This is a genomic window from Lysinibacillus sp. NPDC094177 (assembly GCF_050279145.1).
Taxonomy (GTDB): Bacteria; Bacillota; Bacilli; order Bacillales_A; family Planococcaceae; genus Lysinibacillus.
Genome location: NZ_JBNNTW010000017.1, coordinates 1 through 22150, shown reverse-complemented (window position 1 = coordinate 22150; position 22150 = coordinate 1). Strand labels below are relative to the sequence as shown.

19 protein-coding genes and 1 pseudogene are annotated in these 22150 nt (G+C 33.2%); 1 reads left to right on the top strand and 19 read right to left on the bottom strand.

The window, feature by feature from the left end; translation table 11 throughout:
* Positions 1–4: 4 nt before the first annotated feature.
* The 14 genes and pseudogenes from ACQKNC_RS19915 to ACQKNC_RS19850 form a co-directional block, all read right to left on the bottom strand.
* Positions 5–1372, bottom strand: coding sequence for a bifunctional metallophosphatase/5'-nucleotidase (locus ACQKNC_RS19915; RefSeq protein WP_427426463.1), 1368 nt, complete (start codon positions 1370–1372; stop codon positions 5–7).
* Between the two features lie 61 nt (positions 1373–1433).
* Complete coding sequence (locus ACQKNC_RS19910; RefSeq protein ID WP_427426462.1) at positions 1434–2255, bottom strand: sulfite exporter TauE/SafE family protein; 822 nt, start codon at positions 2253–2255, stop codon at positions 1434–1436.
* Positions 2255–3112, bottom strand: a complete 858-nt coding sequence (locus ACQKNC_RS19905) for a DUF72 domain-containing protein (RefSeq protein ID WP_427426461.1) — start codon at positions 3110–3112, stop codon at positions 2255–2257. Before ACQKNC_RS19905 ends, ACQKNC_RS19910 begins: the two co-directional genes overlap by 1 nt.
* 920 nt (positions 3113–4032) lie before the next feature.
* Positions 4033–5724, bottom strand: a complete 1692-nt coding sequence (locus tag ACQKNC_RS19900; protein WP_427426460.1) for an ABC transporter ATP-binding protein — start codon at positions 5722–5724, stop codon at positions 4033–4035.
* A gap of 88 nt (positions 5725–5812) precedes the next feature.
* A complete protein-coding gene (locus ACQKNC_RS19895) occupies positions 5813–7075 on the bottom strand; it encodes a radical SAM protein (protein WP_427426459.1) in 1263 nt (420 codons plus the stop codon).
* The gene (locus tag ACQKNC_RS19890) at positions 7068–7505 is read right to left on the bottom strand and encodes a hypothetical protein (protein WP_427426458.1); all 438 of its coding nucleotides are present in this window, start codon (positions 7503–7505) and stop codon (positions 7068–7070) included. The genes ACQKNC_RS19895 and ACQKNC_RS19890 overlap by 8 nt, the downstream gene beginning before the upstream one ends.
* Before the next feature lie 2 nt (positions 7506–7507).
* Positions 7508–7816: a CPBP family intramembrane glutamic endopeptidase gene (locus ACQKNC_RS19885; RefSeq protein WP_427426520.1), complete on the bottom strand. Its 309-nt coding sequence runs from the start codon at positions 7814–7816 to the stop codon at positions 7508–7510.
* A 292-nt stretch (positions 7817–8108) separates the two neighbouring features.
* Positions 8109–8870 (bottom strand): hypothetical protein, encoded by a 762-nt coding sequence (locus ACQKNC_RS19880; protein ID WP_427426457.1) that lies wholly within the window; start codon positions 8868–8870, stop codon positions 8109–8111.
* 3 nt (positions 8871–8873) lie between these two features.
* The gene (locus ACQKNC_RS19875) at positions 8874–9764 is read right to left on the bottom strand and encodes an ABC transporter ATP-binding protein (protein ID WP_427426456.1); all 891 of its coding nucleotides are present in this window, start codon (positions 9762–9764) and stop codon (positions 8874–8876) included.
* A gap of 384 nt (positions 9765–10148) precedes the next feature.
* Positions 10149–11444, bottom strand: coding sequence for a sensor histidine kinase (locus ACQKNC_RS19870; RefSeq protein WP_427426455.1), 1296 nt, complete (start codon positions 11442–11444; stop codon positions 10149–10151).
* A gap of 11 nt (positions 11445–11455) precedes the next feature.
* Positions 11456–12184, bottom strand: coding sequence for a LytR/AlgR family response regulator transcription factor (locus tag ACQKNC_RS19865; RefSeq protein WP_427426454.1), 729 nt, complete (start codon positions 12182–12184; stop codon positions 11456–11458).
* A 949-nt stretch (positions 12185–13133) separates the two neighbouring features.
* Complete coding sequence (locus ACQKNC_RS19860) at positions 13134–13736, bottom strand: nitroreductase family protein (protein ID WP_100546176.1); 603 nt, start codon at positions 13734–13736, stop codon at positions 13134–13136.
* 79 nt (positions 13737–13815) lie between these two features.
* Positions 13816–14415, bottom strand: a pseudogene (locus ACQKNC_RS19855) (DsbA family oxidoreductase).
* Positions 14416–14503: 88 nt separating this feature from the next.
* Positions 14504–14941, bottom strand: a complete 438-nt coding sequence (locus tag ACQKNC_RS19850) for an Rrf2 family transcriptional regulator (RefSeq protein WP_049669190.1) — start codon at positions 14939–14941, stop codon at positions 14504–14506.
* Between the two features lie 370 nt (positions 14942–15311).
* Between ACQKNC_RS19850 and ACQKNC_RS19845 the strand changes: the two genes are divergently transcribed.
* Positions 15312–15779: a ferritin-like domain-containing protein gene (locus tag ACQKNC_RS19845; RefSeq protein WP_427426453.1), complete on the top strand. Its 468-nt coding sequence runs from the start codon at positions 15312–15314 to the stop codon at positions 15777–15779.
* Between the two features lie 525 nt (positions 15780–16304).
* Here the strand turns inward: ACQKNC_RS19845 and sufB are convergent.
* The 5 genes from sufB to sufC all read right to left on the bottom strand — a co-directional run bounded on the left by sufB (position 16305) and on the right by sufC (position 21554).
* Entirely contained in the window at positions 16305–17702 is a 1398-nt protein-coding gene (gene sufB, locus ACQKNC_RS19840; protein WP_031417705.1) for a Fe-S cluster assembly protein SufB, read from the bottom strand.
* A 99-nt stretch (positions 17703–17801) separates the two neighbouring features.
* Entirely contained in the window at positions 17802–18230 is a 429-nt protein-coding gene (gene sufU, locus ACQKNC_RS19835; RefSeq protein WP_427426452.1) for a Fe-S cluster assembly sulfur transfer protein SufU, read from the bottom strand.
* Entirely contained in the window at positions 18220–19449 is a 1230-nt protein-coding gene (locus tag ACQKNC_RS19830) for a cysteine desulfurase (protein ID WP_427426451.1), read from the bottom strand. Before ACQKNC_RS19830 ends, sufU begins: the two co-directional genes overlap by 11 nt.
* A complete protein-coding gene (gene sufD / locus ACQKNC_RS19825; protein ID WP_427426450.1) occupies positions 19449–20756 on the bottom strand; it encodes a Fe-S cluster assembly protein SufD in 1308 nt (435 codons plus the stop codon). The genes ACQKNC_RS19830 and sufD overlap by 1 nt, the downstream gene beginning before the upstream one ends.
* 18 nt (positions 20757–20774) lie before the next feature.
* Positions 20775–21554, bottom strand: a complete 780-nt coding sequence (sufC, locus tag ACQKNC_RS19820; protein WP_024362714.1) for a Fe-S cluster assembly ATPase SufC — start codon at positions 21552–21554, stop codon at positions 20775–20777.
* Positions 21555–22150 lie beyond the last annotated feature (596 nt).

Here is a 22150-nt window from a genome sequence, read left to right as displayed (position 1 = left end):
TCTACTATTGCTTAAAGAATCTTTGCCCATAATCTATCATAATGTTTCGTAAAAACTCTGGTAGAATATATTTTTTCTTAGCATATTTAAAGCTCGGATAAAAATAACCGAACGTAAACAAATCAAGTGTTACTAATTTATAAATTCGATCGTTATCTGCAAGCTTCCCATTGATAAATAATTGGCGATCTTCATTCATTGAAAAGCCATAAGTCAGCATCTTTCCAAAGATAACGCCTCTAAACCCTAATCCTTTTAGCTCAATATAGGGCCATTCTTCATTTTTAGATTGCTGAAAAATTTCTTTCATTTCAACAACTGATAATTCAATCGTACATAAATTTATAGGATGTGGGAAAATTCTATGCAAATCTAGTGCAGTCACTGTCCCCTTAGGTAAACCATCCAAAAAAATACCCGCGTTAAATAACGCACAATCTGCTCCACTTTTCTCTAAAATGGCCCGCGCAAACAAATCGGATAATTGTGAGTAATGGAACCATTCCTTATTGTACGATTTTTTCGTAGTGAATACTGGAATATCAAGTAATCGTTCACCTTCTTTTTCTAAAGACTGGACGATTTCATATTCATTTTTAACTGTAGGCAAATCATTATTATGAATTAAAGTATCCTTTTTTTCAACAATTTTCCTCAATTTTTTATCATATTCTACCACAAGATGGCCAATATATTGCCCAAATTTCCCCCCACCCGTTAATAAAACGCCATTAATTAGCTTTCCATTTGGGAGAACATGATGTGTATGTGAGCCGAATATAACATCTATTTCTGGGCATTCCTCAGCTAAAAGTTCATCCTCTGTTATCCCCAAATGTGACAAACAAACAACAATATCTACTTCTTTACGAAGTTGATATGCTAAGCGAACGAGTGTGCTTCGCGCCTCATCTATATCCCAGTTTAATTCCTTATAATAAATTTCAAACATAGCCGTTGCTGCAATAACTGCAACCTTTGTGCCATAAGCAGTTGTTAATACAACATACGGCTTCATCCACGCCGGATTTGTTCCTTGTGTGACATTCACATTAGCAACTACTACCTCAAAAGCTGCTTCATCATATAAATGGTACAGCTCCTCATGGGACAATGTTATACCTTCATTATTACCAATTGTCACTACGTCGTAGCCTGCTTCATTCAATAACCTCACATTGCCCTTGCCGACAGTTGCTTCTGTATAAATATTTGAACGATCTAAATGATCACCGACATCAAATAAATAGCTTGTTTCTCCCATGGTTGTAAGCTTAGTACGTATTTCTTTCACATAGCTTTGCATTCGTGGCCAATACTTAAAATGACTGTGCAAATCATTCGTGTGAAAAATATGAATTTTTTCCAGCAATTAAGCCACCTCTTCTTTAAAATAGCTTCTATGTCTGTAATAGACCTGCTTTAAATCAATATTACAATAAACCATCGATAATGGAACGAATTCCTAATAATAATAAAATAACTCGAAGCGCTACTACAAGCGTATCTGATTTAATTCTTTTATTTAATGCTGCCCCTAACTTTGCTCCAATATAAGCTCCTGGAATAACAGGAATCGTATAGAGCCACGGCACATGTCCTAAATAAATATGACTCGCTGAATTAACAATTGACGATAAAAATACCATGAACATCGATGTTGCCACTGCAACGTGTGGTGGGAATAAAAATAAAATAATCATTGCAGGTACAATCATCGAGCCTCCACCGATACCAAATAATCCAGAGGCAAAGCCAATTGCAAAGGTTAATACGATGGCAAACCAAATTGGATACCCATATACAAAGGTATTTCCTTCTCTATCTTCGAATTCCAGTTTCATACCTTTTTTTACAAACCATTCTACAGGTTTCAAACGATCACGTACAAGTAATATCGTCGCCAAAATGATTAGTAAAATACCAAAATACAAATTAAATGATGGTAAATCTAGCCCCTTATTAACCCATGCGCCCAGCATTGTTCCAGGAATACTTCCTATAAAAAATATCCAACCACTCTTATAATCAACTGTTTTAGATTTCATATAGCTTAACGTAGAGGCAAGTCCAGTAAAAATCATCATGACAACAGATAAGCCAACCACTTTTTGAGGAGTGATATCTGGAATCATCCCTAAATTTAACCCAATGTATAATGTTGCTGGGACTAAGATAACTCCTCCACCTAGCCCAACCAACGCGCCAATTAACCCAGATAATAATGCAATAATAACTAAAACAAAAAATTCCATTATAGTTCTCCTTCAAACATATTTAATTGTTTAGGCGCTAACCCTACATCTCTAATCGCTAAAATTCCTTGTAACTCCTTTGCATTTTTCGCAGCATGAAGTCCTGAATTATTATTAAATAATACATACAGGTCCTGTACTTCTGGTTGGAGATGTTTTATATGCTGTCCAAGCTGCTGCAATTCTTCACTATTATAATCATATAAAAAGCGAACCTTCCGCCAGTTTTCGGCATTACCAGTATTGCGCCACCCATGAATGTTACGTCCATGAATACGTACGAGTGCCTTCCTCGCAGTAACAGTAGGATAAAATGGTACAGAACCTACGCCAGCCTGTGGTTCATCACAAATTGTATGAATGAATTGATGTTCTCGTAAAAAATCCATTGTTTGTTGCACTACATTATCCGCATACCATGTTCGATTACGAAACTCAATAGCTACATCAAAGCCCTTGAGCTGTTGTCTAATATACAAAAGATATTGTACATTTTTTGCCTGACAATCAAACCATGGAGGAAATTGCGCTAGTACCATTGCTAGCTTCCCATGACATTTAAATTCATTAGCACATTCGATAAAGGCATTAAACATGTCATTCTTCGATTCATACGGTATGTCGCCACGTAAATGCCCAGTCATTCCTTGATAGGCCTTCACAACAAAACGAAAATTTTCTGGCGTATCTTTACACCACTTTCGAACATTCTCTTTAGAAGGAATGGCATAAAAAGAAGTGTCTACTTCTACCGTTAAAAAATGACCTGTATAATCGAATAATTTGTCCTTTGAGGCAGTGACTCCACTATAAAGCGAAGGATGATCACCCCAACCAGTTAATCCAACTCGAATCATGTGACTCCCCCCTCTATTTACAATATCATAGCACACACTTTCTAACTAAATATGAACGTAAAGTAAAAAAACATAGCTCATAAATAAGGTTAATAAGATGGATATTACCATCATTTACCTCTATGATAAATTAGAGGAATATCACCTTAACAAGGTGTTGATTTCCGTTCCGGCAGGGCGCTTTCCTGGGGGCATCCCATGAGCCGCTTGGGGCAACAGGATGTTGGTCACGAAGTAGTTATCACAGGACATGATGCTCTTAGCCTTCGTTCCTCTATGTGCTCGCTCTAGGGTCTCGGACCAACAGATGTTTTTTGCGCGAAAGCGTAGTGTTAACGTAGCGGCAGCAAAGTGTTAACGTAGCGGCAGCAAAGTGTTAACGTAGCGGCAGCAAAGTGTTTTTGTCTGTGCGAAAGCGTAGTGCAACGTAGCGACAGCAACAGCACCGATGTTGGTCACGAAGTCGTTATCACAGACGTGATGGTTTTAGCCTTCGTTCCTCTATTCGTTGATCCCCAAGGAGTCGCCCACCCTCGACTCCAATCAACCTAAACACATGGTATACGTTTTAAAAAATGTCACTGCTAACTTTCCTTTACTTTACTCTTCCACTTTCACTTGTAACATTTCCAGTTACAAGTTGAGCAAAAAAAAAATGCATTCATTGAAAAGAATGCATTTTTTGCGATTGTTGTAATTACTTGCTCTATTGCTTCTTGTATCTGTACAAAAATTAGCACTAACAAAACCTATATGTTTGCACCTATAGGACAATTAGGATTTGGATTTTCATATGATATGAAAGAAGTATGAAAATCCAAAATCGTATTAATCTTAATCAAGAGAGATTTTTCCTTGTAGATGTTGGGTTTACAACTTATATTCGTACGAACCTCTCTTTTATTAATCAATAGATGTGATTATTTGTATACATTGTACAGGCTAAAAAAGAATTGCTTTTTCTCCACAAGTTCGTAAAAGCTTCCTGTTTCAGTTATCTCACCATTATGTAAACAAATTATTTGATCAAATTTATTCAAAAAATTTTCTTCTAATTTATGACTTACTACAATTATTAATTTATCATTAAGTTGTAGTAGAATTTCTTCTATTTTTGAGGCTGTTCCATTATCTAATGCTCTTGTTCCTTCATCTAAAACTATAACAGGAGAGTCTCGTAATAAAGCCCTAGCGATTGCAATTCTTTGTTTTTCACCACCAGATAAGTTAAATCCATCTTCACTACATATATATTGCATTCGTTCAGGAAGCTGTTCTATTAATTCATATAGTTGTGCATCACGAATAGCTTTATCGAGCTTTTTTTTAGAATAATTTTGAAACAATGTTATATTGTTTTCAATCGTATCATTAAATATAAAAGTATCTTGATGAATATATGAAAAATAGTTAAGTAATTCTTCACTCTTAATATCGCGGATATTTTTATTATTTAAGAAAATATCACCTATATAAAACGAATCAATGAAACCAGTTATTAACTTTAATATAGTTGACTTTCCACTTCCACTAGTCCCTACGATCGCATATTTATTTTTATTTTCCAACGTTAGATTGAGACTCTTTAAAGCGTTCTCCTTCGTTTCATAAGAATAACTTACATTTTTAAGTTGAATAGTATATAAATGTGGTAAGGAAATTTCTTCAGACAATCCAGATTCTTTTTTACTATTAAGTAAGTTATTAATCTTTTCAATGAGTAGCGTGCACCCTTTAATACCCATAAGAGATTGACTAATGTTTGATGCCGGACTCATTATATTATTCAATAATTGAACTGAAGCAATCAACTGTCCAATTGAAATATCCTTATGTAATAATAAAATACCACCAACAGCAAAACAAATCACAACCAGTATATAACTACTATTCAACGAAACTTGTTCAAATAAAGCTAGTTTATTATTAAAATTATAGCGTGCATCTTCCATTTTCCCATTGTAAATTGTGTATTCTTCTATTACTTTCTTTTCAATACTATTCGATTTAATGACTTCTATTCCCGTAAAGTAGTCTTTAATACTAGTTAAATACTTACCAACTTGATCTGAAAGCTTATTGTTTAATATATTAAGCTCCCTACTAAATAAAACAGGTATTATTAACAATAAGATACTTCCTATTATAATGCTCAAAGCTAATATGAAGTTAATCTTAATTAAATAGATTACAGAAAATATAAATAAGAGTAGACTTTGAATAATGGAAACTATACTATTAAAATAATCGCGTTCAATTATTTTTAAATCATTTTCGAAAATTGATATCTTATTTCCTGAACTAGTCTTCTTAAAATCATCAAATTTTAAAAAAATTAAGGATATAAAAACATCTCTTCTTAAATTCACCATTATTTTTTTATTTAATTTAGCGTTTAAAACATTACTAATATAACCAATTAAAAAACTTCCAACTACAAACAATAAGAAATAAAACAAGATTTTCTTAAATTCATAAAATTCTCCAGTCACCGTTACATCAATAGCTCTTTCAATTATTATTGCAAAAAGTACACTAGAAAGTGATCCAAGAATTAGGAAAAAAATTAAAAAGATAAAAACTTTTTTAACCTTATTTAAATAGGAAAGCATATGCTATCCTCCATTCATCACCAATAACTATGTTTTGAAGAAAGTACAAAATATTGCCTAAGAACTAGCCACTTTGACACTGTACACTCTACTGTTGGAGATGTGCTTTCAACTCACTCAAAACTCTCTTATTATATGTTTTGCTTAAACTACAATACGGATCTGGTTTATAAATTGTATTATAATCATAGAACGATCTCGCTCGACAAAATCCAGCACAAAAATACTTTAAATCACACTTGTTACAGCCGCTAATTTTTTCAACCGATAAATCTTGGAATTCTTGTGCAATCTCATTTTGTTCAAGTATATCAATTAATGAAAATTCTAATAAATTCCCCATATCAAATTCTGGATACATAAGAGCATGACATGGATAAACGTGACCGTCTGTACCAATACTTATCGTACTAGTTCCTGCACCACAATTATTTCTTAATCCAAGATCACCAGTAAATGTAGTATCTTCAATAATTGCACCATTACCATATAAAATATCAGCTAAATCTTTCAATTGTTGTTTACTTGGAATGAAATCTCGAAAAACTTCCGTGCTACAACTTAGTAAACTAAAGCTAATGGGTACTTTTAATGAATCCGCCAACTTCAAATACTCAGTAATACGATAAAAATTTTTAGAATGAATTGTCGGTAATATCGAGACATCTAATCCATACTCTTTAAATATTTTAACTGTACCAATAACTCTTTCAAAAATACCTTCATCCCTTAAAAAGGTTGGGTGTTCATTACTATAACCATCTACAGATACACTTACTACATCAACTTTCCCATACAAATTTTTTATAATATCCGCTTTTCTAATCATTCCGTTTGTGATTAGAGTTACCATTAACTTTTTTTCGTTTTTTGCATAATTAAGAATTTCGACTATATCCTTATTCATCAGAGGTTCTCCACCTGAAATAACCACAGACTTAATTCCAACATCACACAGTTGATCAATCACTGATAAGATTTCGCTTTTTCCTAAGTCTTCCACACAGTTCCTACTATCATTAAGTGAATAACAACCAGTACAGTGCAAATTACATTTATTTGTAACATGAACATAAGCTACATCTAGTTTATGATTATTTTTCGAAACTTCATTATTAGGTTCGATAAAAAAATCATTTTTATCCAAAAAGTCAAATAGTTGTTTTTTATTTTCAGTTTCTAATTCAATTAATTTACTTTTTCGAATATCTAATACTAAATTTCTTCCTTCTTGATCTAAACCAACAATTACAGTATTCTTTAAATTTCCAATAAAATGAATATCATCTACTGTAAAAATTCGAATATAATCATTAAACGTTACTTTTTTATTTATTAATACTTTATCCATAGTTAACCTTCTTCCCTAAGATGAAATGTTTTATTTTATGTACTACTAATATGCTAAGAAAAGTAATAAACCATAGTGACAACACAGGTTTCGCACCCGTAATGCTAAAAGATATTTCCAAGTTTTCGTCATTATACGAAGACAGAAAATTCGAAATATTATCGATAGACTCTTTTTTTATAATGAGGTTGGCTAAAAGATAAAAATAAAAACTATTAATTGTTGCCATAATCCCTGCAATAATTATAGGCTCGTATCCCCTGGAAGTTTCTCTTACCATAAAGAAATATATAATTGCAGGTAAGAAAATAGAGATTGTTAAAAAGATTAGCCCTAGTGGTATTGAATTTGAATTAATAAAGTAAAAAATTAAAATCGAGTTGATCCCTAATATAACGGGGGAAAAAATCCACAATTGAAATAATTTCACGCTCACTGTCCTCCTATAATTATAATAATAAGTGAGTTATAAACAGTATGAATCAAAATTGGTATCCATATATTGTTGGTTTTATTGTAAGCTATACCCAGCACTAACCCTAAAGGAAATCTTATAAAAAGATTTTGCACAAATGACTCATTAAGATGAAATATTAACGCAAATATTAAACTTACAATTATTAATGTTCTCTTTCTAGAAAAAGATTTTTGTAATTCTTTAGTGAGAACACCCCTACAATAAAATTCTTCTGCAATTGAAATAACTAATAAATGTACACAATATACTAAAGGCTCCTGCATACTAACATAAAAAAAGAGAACAGGTAAAATACCAAGGTACAATGCTGTTGTTATTAATAATTGTCTATTGCCTATTAAAAAAATGTTAATATATTTTCTTCTAACTAGACATGGGATAATCACTAGACAAATTAGTAATGGAAAAGATAAATTCATTAACAGCATGAGTTGATGCTTAAAATTAAATAGTAGCGTAATAATAAAAGTAAGAAATACTGTACAAACTAACATTAGAATAGTCGTAAAAATATATGTGAATAAACGATAAACTTTAAGTTCCGTTTCCATATTCTTAAAACTCTATCTGCCTAAAGTTTTTCCATCCTTTTCTAACAATAAAAATAAACAACATTAAATTAATACATATTTGAATGAATACAATATAGTAATTTGATCCGATATCAAGATCACTCAATGCTAGATAACCTGGAGAAATATATTTAACATAAGGAATATAATTTGCAAATGAAGTAATAGTTAAAAACAGTAATCCACATACTATAGATATAACTAAATTAAATCTTGTCGAACAGAGCATAACAATGTAGCAAAGTAATAACAAAAAGATTTGAACGCCAAATAAATTAACAACTTTATTCAATGTGTCCATATTAAATGTAAAAGGTATAAAATACTTCGTATCATAAATAAAAAGGTAAAAGGCAACAATAGAAGCAATGATATTTGTAATAAAAAATATAAATAATAAGTACGTAATAGCTAAAAATTTTCCACTTAATATCCGCTCCCTATTTGCCACTCTAGTGATAGCTAACATCATCTGACCTTCATATATTTCATTTGCGATTAAATTTGTTGAAATGAAAAATAATATAAACATAGGAATTCCTAATATAAAAATAATTGTATATATACTTGTAATATAATTTATTATTGAAAATCCATCTACAGTAACGCTAACAAAGCTCCAGTTAAATTTCATCGCCATAGCATAAAAAAATGACGGTATTATGCTTATGAGAAATAAAATCTTGACCGTTTTCTTTTTCTTAAGTTTATAAAGTTCCACTCTCATCAAAGCTATACTATCCATTGGTCATTCATCCTTTTCAAATAATTCATTTATCGAATTTATTTCTAAATCTATACTTTGAATTTCAATGCCCAATTCTAAAAAATCATAAAATAAGTCATTGTATGAATAACTATTTGATTGATGGAGAATGATCTGGTTGTTAATAATTGAAATATCTTCTTGATATTTTTTAATTAGAAACGCTAAATTATCCTTATTAGTTGAACAAAACGCAAATTTAATTTCCTTGGTTTTATATCCTTCATATTCCATAATCCTCCCGTTTTCCAAATAAAGATATCTAGTACATAGATTTTCGATTTCAGACAATTGATGGCTTGACATAAGTACAGCTAACTTTTTATCCTTTGTTAGTTTGAAAAGATATTCTTTAAATGTCTTTATTCCAACTGGGTCTAACCCTACAAATGGTTCATCTAAAATCAACAGTTTTGGTTCACCTATAAGTGCCAAGGCCAATCTAAGCCTCTGTTTCATTCCAAATGAATATTCAGAAACTCTTTTAGGGTTGTTTTCCAAGCCGACGAATGACAAAATTTCATCAATTTTTTGTGACATTTGCTGATTGTTATTCCTACCACTGTATAGCCACTGAATTGTAATGTTATCTGCTGCATTTAAATCTTCATAAAATTTATAATCAATAAGATAACCTAATGAGTCCATAAGTTTTGAGTTATTAGTATATTTTTCATCCCCTAAATAACTTACAGTACCCGTATTTAAATTAACTAATCCCAGTATTCCTTTCATTAACGTTGTTTTACCTGCCCCATTTCTTCCAACTAATCCGACAATTTCACCTTCTTTTATGTTAAAAGAGTTATTATTTAATACTTTGTTATTTTTAAATATTTTAGAAACACCATGCACAGATAAAATATTTTTCACAATGTATCACCTCTACTCCTTAAATATCCTTGAATGAAAGGTGCAGCTTAACAGACGTTAAAGATGTCCACACCTTTCTTTTAAGTTATAAAGCTATAAACCATTCTTGCCGTAACTTATACAAATAAATATTGTTCCCACGCTAATACATCCTGAGCCAAATCTACTTTTAGAATTAAATAGCATCTTTATTTCCTCCCCTCTTCAATACTTTTGTACTTCTTTTGAAGTATACACATATAATTTATCGTGCCTTTAGGGGTTTTTCACCAATATGTAGTAACTTGCATGGATGTTGTAGTAAATAACATCCTGTGATCTAAAAAAAATGTCTAAGTGCCGTTGAAGATACGGATCTTCAGGGCATTTAGACATTCATTATTCCTATTCCATATTCAGAAGGATAATAACCTTAAATACTTGATCTGACTGGTCAAAAGTTATCGTTCCATTTAAATTCTCAACAAACATTTTAATAATATTTAAACCATTTCCTCTAGCATTCAAAGTGTTTTTTTCACTAGAATCCTTTATTTTTTTCATATTTTTCATAGGATTCATTACTCTAATGATGAGATTTTCATTATAATATCTCATTTCAATCTCAATCCAGCGTTCTTTTTGATTTTTAAATGTAACCACTTCTTCTAAAGCATTATCTAAAACATTGCCTAATATTAAAGATAATTCGACTTCCTTACCTTCAAGAGGCATATCATAAGGGATTACAATGTTCTTTATAATAGAAATCCCTCTTTTTTTTGCCTCTTCAATCTTTTCATTACAAATAGCATCAATTACGACATGCCCCGTAATAGACTCATTAGACATAGCGTGGCTTTCAATGATTGTATCAATATAATTTTCTGCCTTCGCAGTTGATCTACTAATAATGAAACCTCTAATTGTGATTAGAATATTTTTAATATCATGGCGTAAATAGTGTATTTTTTTTTGATTTTGAAATCTTTTTTCATATTCTAAAATTTGTCTTTCAATTAATTGTGATTTTAATTTATTATTTGTGAATTCAAGAAGTTTCTGGTATAAAAATAAAATGGCTATGTTCATTACTAATAAACATACAACCATGATTACAAATTGAATATTCATATATTCGTTAATGCTTGCGATATCTTTATCCATTTTGTATAAATTTACCAATAGTATAGCTAATGAACACATTGATATAACTGTTAAAGTGAGCCATTCTCTAGAGGTTAATGTAATAAAACTATCATTTTTAAATACATATAGTCTTTTTACAATTAAAAGGGTAATGGTTATAACAAATAACATTTGCACACTATAAATAATAAATGGTTCTACAAAATTGCTAACGAATCCGAATAAAAATGTAATTAAAAGCTCCGTACAAAGAACAAAAACCGTATAGTATATAGATACAAAAATTTTTTGAGGATAATCTCCATAAAAACCTTTTACAGAAACGATAAAATACATTAAAACTGAGAAAATAATAATTCCAATACTACTTAAATAGCTTCCTATTAAAGATTTTAAGAGCAAAGTGCCAAAGATGATAAAAAACATTTTTATTAAAGTTATCTTTCTCTGAAAAAAAATACATAAAAAAATGTAGAGTGAATAACCTTGAAGTAAACTAATAAAGATATAAAAAAGAATTAATAGCAAAATTTGAAATAAGTTAATTTCCATAGTGTTCACCATTATATTAATCTTAATTCAATAAAATTGTGATATTGAAGCTTAAATTCCTGCCGTCTACCTCTACTTATTGGAATCTCATCCTCGTTATTCATAATGATTTGAACATTATTTATTGATCGAATATTGTCCATATTAACTACATAACCTGTATGCACTCTCGCAAAAAAATATGGTTTTAAATATTTTTCTAAATCTCCAAGTTTACCATAAGTTTTATATTCGTTTTCTGATGTTATTATATTTAATTTTCTCCCGTTCTCTACGGTTATGTAGATAATATCTTTTATACGAAGCTGATAAGTAGTATTCTTTAATGAAAAAGTAATCAAATTATTATTGTTTACAATAAAATGAAAAGCTTGAAAAATTGATTTTCTCAACTCTTCAAATTTTATTGGTTTGAGGATATATCTAAATGGTTGTACTTCAAAGCTTTCTCTCATATACCTGTCATAGCTGCTTACATAAATGATTAATACATCCGAATCAATATCTCTTATTTTTCGGGCAATTCTTATACCGTTTTCTTCAGGCATTTCTATATCCAAGAAAATGATATTGTATTTTTCTAGACCCTTCTGGAAATTTTCTAAAAAGTTATGTGGATTATGATAAACATCGATTTCAATAGTGGCTTCTTTTATTTGATTAAAGACCTTGTTAATATTCTCTTCTAAAATTAATGTATCTTTAATATTATCATCACAAATTGAAATATAAATTTTCATATTCTCCTCCCTCTACACCATTTAAATGATATATCAATGATCACACCATTTTTTGAGTGTCTGAAGATTTTCTAAGGGATTGACCCTTCCATGACAAAAAAGATTTCAAATAATTTACCCAGCGAGTTAGCAAGTTGTTCATATTCAAATGTTATTTCTATAGATGCTATTTTATTTTTCGTAAAATTTTCGACTATGATCTATTAGATTTTTAATAAAACAAAATTATAGACCAAAAAATAACAAATAAAAATATAGTGAATATTACTTGAATCATCACAAAGAGACCATGTGTTTTATTTTAATTATTCCGTTTATTTTTATTGGAATAATGCATTAACAAATATTCGCTAGAAAAAACAAGTGAATTTCACGATTAATAAATAGACAACAAAACTTGCTAAACCACTATCATTTTTTAAAATTGATTGGCAAAATGCAAGGAATGTAATAATTAGTTGCACAAAAGAGTAGCGAAAATCCTTTATTTTCAAAGTATTTCCCCTCCTATAATGTCTAATCGTAAAGAAACCAATAATATACCTTATTAAAAATAGTAGATTGTATCTATCATACTATATATTTATAATTTCACAAATTTACGAAAAAGAGCGTTCAAACTTATAAAAAACTGCCATAAATATTGATCTGGCGGGATTTCTAGCTACCTTCTATTCGAAGTTTATCAACTTTTGTCAAAATATATGCAAAGATTGATAAATGGAAATTTAAGGTTTGTATTCCCGTAAATGCCTACATTGATAAGTGCTTTGTATAACAAGCTTGCTTTCTTTAGATTGTAAATTAAGTCCTGACACTTAATAAAAAAATAGGTAATTGTTCGTTTATTTAACTGCGATCATGCCGATAGCTGTGGTGATACCAAATATGTTAAAACCCCGTTAAGTGAACGTGTCACTTAACGGGGCATAATTGTAGTTAGGCTTTTTTAATAAAACTTCACTACATCTTCAAAAGGTAATGATGTTTTTTCTCCTGGTTGTTCATTTGGTTCACCGAATGGCATTTGAGCTACTAGGCTCCATTCTGCAGGGATATTCCAAGTTTGTTTAACTTCCTCGTCAATAATTGGATTATAGTGCTGAATAGATGCTCCAATTCCTTCAGTAGTTAAAGACATCCATGTTGCATATTGTAGCATAGCATTTCCTTGATGTGACCAGAATGGGAATTGCTCTTTATAAGAAGGTGCATTTTCTTGCATTTGTTTGATTGTTGCTTGGTTTTCAAAGAATAAGATTGTTCCTACGCCATCTTTAAAGCCTTGTAAACGCTCTTCTGTTGCAGCGAAATTTTCTGCTGGAACTCGTGCACGTAATGTTTCTTTGACAATATCCCAAAACTTTTCGTGCTCGTTATCCATTAAAACTACTAGACGTCCACTTTGCATATTAAATGAAGATGGTGCATGTACACTAATTTTTAATAGTTCTTCAATTTTTTCTTTTGTAATCGCTGCGTTCTTTTTCACTTTACGGATTGAACGACGATTAATAATTGCTTCTTTTAAATTAGTTGTTGTTACTGACATTTGTATTTCCTCCAAATTTTAATTAAATTTTTTATAGACTTTTACATGCAGCTTTATTTTATAAGCTACCTTACATTACCTATTTTTTTAATTGCTGATCGATGACTTGTGCTATTCTTTCTTTACTAGTTAATCCTTGAATTATTTCATCACCAATAATTAGTGTAGGAACAGCCGTAATATTTGCTTCTTCATATGCATGCTTTAAAGCATCTTGATGTACTTCACGATATTTACCTGAAAACAAAGCCTCTTTGAATTCTTCTTTTTGCAGACCTACCTCATTCGCTAATTGAGTTAACACTTCTACATCCTCAATATTTTGTTCCTCTTGGAAAAACGCTGTGAAAACTCTATGATGAAATTCATTTCCTTTTCCTTATACTTTAGCGAATTGGTATCCTTCAAAAGCTAAATTCGTATAAGGATGTGGAGATACTCATGGTAATCGCATATCAATCCCTAGCTTTTTGGCTGTAGGGAGAATATAGGAATCCCACGACCCTAATTTAGCAGGCTCTTTCCAAGGATCGATTTTTGGAAATGGTTTTGGCCTTAATTCAAATGGCATCCACTCTATTTCAATATCCTTTTCTTTTGCAATTTCATCTAATGGCCCTTTCCCTAAAAAACAGAAAGGACAAATAAAATCCGAATATGCTTTTATTTTAAGAGTCACCCAATAAAACCTTCCTTTCTTTTTTAGTTGTAACCATTTTAGTTACAACTCAGTCAATAAATAATGCATTCGAAAAGAATGCATGCACTTATTGTGATTGTTGAATTTCTTGGATTAAAGATGTAATCACTTGTTCCATAGTAATGTTGGCTAATACTTGCTCCATCGCTTCTTGTGCCTGCACTAAAATTAGCTCTAACACAGCCTGTATATTTGCACCAATAGGACAATCAGGATTTGGATTTTCATGTAGATGAAATAACTTATCTTCTTCTACAACTTCTACTGAACGAAAAACCTCTAGCAAAGTGATAGCATCTAGATCTTTGACTAAAGAAGCTCCACCTGTTCCCCGGCGCACTTGCACTATACCTGCCTTTTTAAGATAGGATAATATCTTCCTAATCACTACCGGATTTGTATTTACGCTTTCCGCCATAAATTCTGATGTGCAAATGGTCGATGGATTTTGTTTGATGATTGATAAAATATGAACAGCGATTGTAAAACGACTGCTAATTTTAATCTTCATCACCTCCAGCTGTAACCATTATAGTTACAACAAGAAAATAAGTCAACTGTTTAATAAAAATGACTTTGCACAATTACCTATACACAAAGCATAAGATAAGTTGATGGATCAATTATGCCTCGGGATAATTGTGTCCGGAATCAGCTTTGTGCTTAGGCCCGCAGATGTTTTTTGTGCGAAAGCGTAGCGTCAGCGACTAATGTTTTTTTGTGCGAAAGCGTAGCGTCAGCGACTAATGTTTTTTTGTGCGAAAGCGCTGTGTTAACGCAGCTATTTCAGCGGATGTCTTTTGTACCGAAAGCATAGCGACAGATACGGATATTTGGACACCCGCCGAAAGAAGTTTAACAAAAGGAGGACAATCATGTATTCAAATCAATACTATTATCATTATGCTCCACAGTATAATGATAATTATCATATGCTAAACGATGCTCAACTTGTAAATGATATTCAGAAGGCAATCAATGGTGAGTATAGTGCTATTGTTTGTTATGAAAAGTTAGCCAAAATGGCGCCTACTGAGGATGAAAAGAATAGAATACTTGAGATACAAAAGGATGAAAAACGTCATCTCGAGGAATTTAGAAAAATTTATACAAATTTAACAGGAAGAAAGCCGTCTTACCAAATAATCGAGGAATGCCCGGATTACTTTAGGGAAGGAATCGAATTTGCCTTTAAAGATGAACAAGAAACCGTTGATTTTTATTTAGATATAGCAGATAAAGCAAATGATCCAATAATTAAAGAAAGATTTCGACGTGCTGCAGCGGACGAGCAAAATCACGCTGTATGGTTTTTATTTTTTTTTCAAAAAGCCCCAATATAACACATATAAATAAGCAAACTCAAAATTACGGTCATCAAGATACATTACAACCTTCTACATTTACGTCCCCTCAAATATTCGGTGAAAACTTAACTCAATCAATTTTTGATCATTTTCTAGGAAAATTTAATTTTATTAATAATACATTGGGGCATATAAATGCTTTATTACCATTTTTCGATCATAATTGGGTACAGTTTCCTAATGGTGAATCACAGTTATTCGCAACGAACTTAGAAAACAATAAAATAGCATATATGGCTAGGAGTCAGATGGAAAAGGACAATTTTTCTATGTATAAATCGTTTATAGCATTTAATATTCCTATCGATAATTCCCCAACCGTTTTTTCTCAATTTTATAACGACCCTTCGAACCATCAAAACAATATTAAGTACCTACCTTGAAAATTAAAAAAAGGAGACGAACTTCAAAAGTTCGTCTCCTATCTGAATCGGCATGTTTTCGGCACATCTGATTTTATTGTTCTTCTAAAACCTTTATATACCAGACATTTTAGGCGTATTACCCAATACTGCCTTCCATCTCAAACTTGATCAGGCGGTTCATTTCTACTGCGTACTCCATTGGTAATTCTTTTGTGAATGGCTCGATGAAGCCCATTACGATCATTTCTGTCGCTTCTTCTTCAGAAATACCACGAGACATTAAGTAGAATAATTGTTCCTCTGATACTTTTGAAACTTTCGCTTCATGCTCTAAAGAAACGTTATCATTTAAGATTTCGTTGTATGGAATTGTATCTGAAGTAGATTGGTTGTCCATGATTAACGTATCACATTCGATGTTAGCACGTGCACCACTTGCTTTAGGGCCGAAACGTACTTGACCCATATACGTTACCTTACCACCTTGTTTAGCAATCGATTTAGAAACGATTGTTGAAGATGTGTTAGGTGCCATATGAATCATTTTCGCACCTGCGTGTTGGTGTTGCCCTTTACCTGCCAATGCGATAGATAATGTCATACCACGAGCGCCTTCACCTTTAAGGATACAAGCTGGGTATTTCATTGTTAACTTAGAACCGATGTTACCGTCGATCCATTCCATTGTACCGTTTTCTTCAACAACTGTACGTTTTGTTACTAGGTTGTAAACGTTGTTTGCCCAGTTTTGAATCGTTGTATAACGGCAGTATGCATCTTTACGTACAACAATTTCTACTACTGCTGAGTGTAAAGAGTTTGTAGTGTAAACAGGAGCTGTACAACCTTCAACGTAGTGTACGTGAGCGCCTTCATCTACAATAATTAACGTACGTTCGAATTGACCCATGTTTTCAGAGTTAATACGGAAGTATGCTTGTAATGGAGTTTCCACTTTTACACCTGGTGGTACATAGATGAATGATCCACCTGACCAAACAGCTGAGTTTAATGCAGCGAATTTGTTGTCAGTGTAAGGAATTACTTTGCCCCAGTATTGTTTGAAAATATCTTCGTTTTCACGTAAAGCTGAGTCAGTATCTTTGAACACAATACCAAGGTCTTCAAGGTCTTGTTTCATGTTGTGATAAACAACCTCAGATTCGTACTGAGCAGATACACCTGCAAGGTATTTTTGCTCTGCTTCTGGAATACCTAATTTATCAAAAGTAGCTTTGATTTCATCAGGTACTTCATCCCAAGATTTTTGTGTAGCTTCTGATGGTTTTACGTAATACGTAATTTCATCAAAATCTAAATCTCCTAGGTCGCCACCCCATTGCGGCATTGGTTTTGTATAGAAAGTTTCAAGTGCTTTTAAGCGGTACTCAAGCATCCACTCTGGCTCTTGTTTCATATTTGAAATTTCACGGACGATTTCTTCAGTTAAACCACGTTTTGAACGGAAAATTGATACGTCCTTGTCATGGAATCCGTATTTGTAATCGCCAATATCAGGCATTTTTTTAGCCATCGTTTCTCCTCCGTTCATGCATTATTGTTATTTTGTTTAAAGCTCGGTATCTTACTTTGAGTGAAAGCACCTATAGTGACTTTCACTCAAATTTAGATATTATTGCTTCACACCTTTTTCCATTGCTTTCCAAGCTAATGTCGCACATTTAATACGTGCAGGGAATTGAGAAACACCTTGTAGTGCCTCAACATCCTCAAGGTCATATTTCTCGCTATATTCTTCGCCCATCATCATTTTAGAGAAAATTTCAGCAAGCTCTAAAGCTTCCTCAACTTTTTTTCCTTTAATGATCTGCGTCATCATGGAAGCAGAAGACATGGAAATTGAACAGCCCTCACCGTCAAACTTCGCATCTTCTACAATACCGTCAGTCACTTTTAGCGTTAAGTGAATGCGGTCTCCACAAGTCGGATTGTTCATATCGATCGTAACAGCATCTTCTTCAATAGATCCTTTATTACGAGGATTTTTATAGTGATCCATAATGACTGAACGATATAGTTGATCTAAATTATTAAAAGACATCGCCAAAATACTCCTTCGCAGAACGTAACCCTGCAACTAGGCGGTCAATATCTTCTTCTGTGTTATACAGATAGAAGCTTGCACGCGCTGTCGCTACTTGTTGAAGACATTTCATTAGTGGCTGTGCGCAATGATGTCCTGCACGAACAGCAATACCATTCATATCAAGAACCGTTGCCACATCATGTGGATGTACATCGTCTAGGTTAAACGTTACAAGGCCACAACGCTTCATTGGGTCACGTGGGCCGAAAATTTTAAGTCCGTCAATTGTTTCAAGCTGATCCATCGCGTATCCAGCAAGCTTATGCTCATGCTCCGCAATGTTATCTAGCCCAATTTCAGTTAAGAAATCAATAGCGGCTCCTAAACCTACTGCACCTGCAATAATAGGAGTTCCACCTTCAAATTTCCACGGCAATTCCTTCCACGTTGACTCATAAAGTCCAACAAAGTCAATCATTTCGCCACCAAATTCAATTGGCTCCATCTTTTCAAGGTGTTCCTTTTTACCATATAGTACACCTATTCCAGTTGGACCGCACATTTTATGCCCAGAGAATCCTAAGAAATCTACATCTAGATCCTGTACATCGATTTTCATATGTGGTGCTGCTTGTGCACCATCCGCTACCATTACAGCACCGTTAGCATGCGCGATTTGAGCGATTTCTTTAATTGGATTAATCGTTCCAAGGACGTTTGACGCCATTGACACCGACACAATTTTTGTTTTAGGTGTAATTGTCGCACGAACCTTTTCTAGATTAAGTGTGCCATCCGCTTCAAGCTCAATATATTTCAGCGTTGCATTTTTTTCCTTCGCTAGTTGTTGCCAAGGAATAATATTAGAGTGGTGCTCCATGTGAGTAATGACAATTTCATCACCTTCAGCAACATTAGCACGACCATAACTTGATGCTACTGTATTTAAAGCAGTTGTAGTACCGCGAGTAAAAATAATTTCTTGTGTTGATGTAGCATTGATAAAATTACGAACCTTTTCACGTGCACCTTCATACTTGTCAGTAGCACGGTTACCTAATGTATGCACACCACGGTGAACATTAGAATTATCGAATTCATAATAATGTTTCATTGCTTCAATCACTTGAATAGGCTTTTGAGAAGTTGCTGCGCTATCAAGGTAAACGAGCTTATGACCGTTTACTTCCTGATCTAAAATTGGGAAATAGCTTTTAATGTCTTTATTCATCATTAGCGAACTTTCCTTTCAATAACCTCCGTCAGTTGCTTTTGAACGCCTTCGATAGGTAATTGCGTAACAACTGGCGCAAGGAATCCATGGATAACAAGGCGCTCTGCTTCTGCTTTCGAGATACCACGACTCATTAAGTAATAAAGTTGTAGTGGATCAACTCGACCAACAGATGCTGCGTGTCCTGCTGTTACATCATCTTCATCGATCAATAGAATTGGGTTTGCATCGCCACGAGCTTTTTCAGAAAGCATTAACACACGTGATTCTTGCTGTGCATCCGCTTTTGTCGCACCATGTTCGATGTAGCCAATACCGTTAAAGATTGATTGTGCTGCGTCTTTCATTACACCATGCTTTAAGATATGACCATTTGAGTTCTTACCCCAGTGACGAACTTCAGTAGTAAAGTTAAGTTTTTGTTCACCGCGACCAACAACTACTGTTTTCGTATCAGCATGAGAACCGTCACCGATTAGATGTGTAATGTTTTCAGAAATAGTATCTGAGTCATTCATTAAGCCAAGAGCCCAATCTACTTTCGCATCACGAGCTAGTCGTGCACGACGATTTACATAAGTAGTATATCCTTTCGCAAGCACATCAACCGCACCGTAAGTAACTTGTGCATTGTCTTGAACTACTACTTCTGCAATAATATTTGCTTGACCTTTTGCTTCTTCAACTGTTGAAATATATGTTTCAACATATGTTACAGCTGAATTTGCTTCAGCTACAACTAACACGTGGTTATATAATGAAGCTTCTGCGTTATCATTTAAAAATACTACTTGAAGCGGTTGTTCGATAACGACATTTTTCGGTACGTATACGAACACACCACCGTTAACAAGTGCCGCATGAAGTGCTGTTAATTTATGCTCATCAACTTTCACAGCTTCTGTCATAAAGTACTTTTTAACAAGGTCGCCATGTTCACGAACCGCTGTTAAAATATCTGTAAAAATAACACCTTTATCAGCTAGTTCTTGTGATGTTTTAATGAAAGCTGGTGTGTTATTGCGTTGAATATAAAGGTTTTCTTGTGCTTCAAAATTAATTAAACCTTTTGCTTCTTCTGGTAATGCATCAAGTGAAGCGAATCCTTCACTGTCAACTGTGTGAGTTGGGAAGTTTACGAAATCCCATTTTGTAATATTTGTTCTGTCTGGTTTTGGCAAATCTAAACCAGTTACTTTGTCTAGTGCTGCCGCGCGAAGTTCTGTAAACCAAGCCGGTTCTCCATTTGCTTCTGAGAACGAGCGCACGTCCTGTACTGTTACAGGCAAGTTAAGTTCCACTGTCATGCTAGTTCGTCCTCCCTCTTATGCTTCTTGTTCTTCAGTTTCTTCTTCGATACCTAATTCTTTTTTAATCCAGTCATAGCCTTCAGCTTCTAAACGTTGTGCTAATTCTTCGCCACCTGATTTAACAACGCGACCTTGCATCATAACGTGTACATGGTCTGGTGTAATGTAGTTAAGTAGGCGTTGGTAGTGAGTGATCATTAAGCAGCCGAATCCTTCTCCACGCATTGCATTGATTCCTTTTGAAACAACTTTAAGCGCGTCAATATCAAGACCAGAGTCAATTTCATCTAAAATTGCGAAAGTAGGTTTAATCATCATTAATTGAAGAATTTCGTTACGTTTTTTCTCACCGCCAGAGAAACCTTCATTTAAATAACGTTGTGCCATATCTTCGTGCATTTCAAGGAATTCCATGTTTTTATCTAATTCACGGATAAATTTCATTAGAGAAATTTCATCGCCCTCTTCACGTCGTGCATTGATAGCTGAGCGTAAGAAGTCAGCATTTGTTACACCAGCGATTTCAGAAGGATATTGCATTGCAAGGAATAAACCTGCTTGAGCACGCTCGTCCACTTCCATTTCAAGTACATTTTCGCCATCAAGTTCTACTGTACCTGAAGTTACTTCATATTTAGGGTGACCCATGATTGCAGAAGCTAGTGTTGATTTACCAGTTCCGTTTGGTCCCATGATTGCATGAATTTCATTTGTATTAATTGTAAGGTTTACGCCTTTTAAAATCTCTTTCCCGTCGATTTCAACGTGAAGATCTTTAATAACTAAAGTTGACATGAAAATACCTCCATAGTGTGTTCAGTGAATGGTGTACCATTCCTTAATTATCATCATTCTAATCTTAACTGAAAATCGTTCTCTATGCAAACCATTTCAATCACTTTCATTTTTCTCCGAAACAATCCTTAATAATAAAGAGTTTGTAAGCATTTTCAGATTATTGTTAATCACTATTGACAATGAGAATCAACTTTCCTCATTTTCAATGAAATAAATCTAATTGAGAATCGATTTCATCTAGCTACATAGTGAAAACCCCGCAGAAAACGCTAAATGTAGCGGTTTTGTGACAGAATTGCATAAATAACAATATCAATACTATAACCTTTTTTATTAGAATGGAATCAATTAAAGGAAAGAATATTGTAGATAAGATTTTATAGGAATTGTATTTTGCTTATTACCAAAATTCTAGGATGATATTAGTTTATTAAAACCTATGCCATTCATATAGGTTGATTGGAGTGGGCTGGGCGACTCCTTGGGGATCAGCAATAAAGGAACGAAGGCTAAAACCATCACGTCCTGTGATAACGCCTTCGTGACCAACATCCTGCTGTTGCTGTCGCTACGTTGCACTACGCTTTCGCACA

Coding starts and splice junctions, on each gene's coding strand:
- ACQKNC_RS19905 (WP_427426461.1), bottom strand. CDS start 3,112: ATGATTCGAGTTGGATTAACTGGTTGGGGTGATCATCCTTCGCTTTAT.
- ACQKNC_RS19885 (WP_427426520.1), bottom strand. CDS start 7,816: ATGCAGGAGCCTTTAGTATATTGTGTACATTTATTAGTTATTTCAATT.
- ACQKNC_RS19860 (WP_100546176.1), bottom strand. CDS start 13,736: ATGTCAGTAACAACAACTAATTTAAAAGAAGCAATTATTAATCGTCGT.
- ACQKNC_RS19900 (WP_427426460.1), bottom strand. CDS start 5,724: ATGCTTTCCTATTTAAATAAGGTTAAAAAAGTTTTTATCTTTTTAATT.
- ACQKNC_RS19830 (WP_427426451.1), bottom strand. CDS start 19,449: ATGATGAATAAAGACATTAAAAGCTATTTCCCAATTTTAGATCAGGAA.
- ACQKNC_RS19895 (WP_427426459.1), bottom strand. CDS start 7,075: ATGGATAAAGTATTAATAAATAAAAAAGTAACGTTTAATGATTATATT.
- ACQKNC_RS19910 (WP_427426462.1), bottom strand. CDS start 2,255: ATGGAATTTTTTGTTTTAGTTATTATTGCATTATTATCTGGGTTAATT.
- ACQKNC_RS19845 (WP_427426453.1), top strand. CDS start 15,312: ATGTATTCAAATCAATACTATTATCATTATGCTCCACAGTATAATGAT.
- sufC (WP_024362714.1), bottom strand. CDS start 21,554: ATGTCAACTTTAGTTATTAAAGATCTTCACGTTGAAATCGACGGGAAA.
- ACQKNC_RS19870 (WP_427426455.1), bottom strand. CDS start 11,444: ATGGAAATTAACTTATTTCAAATTTTGCTATTAATTCTTTTTTATATC.
- sufU (WP_427426452.1), bottom strand. CDS start 18,230: ATGTCTTTTAATAATTTAGATCAACTATATCGTTCAGTCATTATGGAT.
- sufB (WP_031417705.1), bottom strand. CDS start 17,702: ATGGCTAAAAAAATGCCTGATATTGGCGATTACAAATACGGATTCCAT.
- ACQKNC_RS19865 (WP_427426454.1), bottom strand. CDS start 12,184: ATGAAAATTTATATTTCAATTTGTGATGATAATATTAAAGATACATTA.
- ACQKNC_RS19880 (WP_427426457.1), bottom strand. CDS start 8,870: ATGGATAGTATAGCTTTGATGAGAGTGGAACTTTATAAACTTAAGAAA.
- sufD (WP_427426450.1), bottom strand. CDS start 20,756: ATGACAGTGGAACTTAACTTGCCTGTAACAGTACAGGACGTGCGCTCG.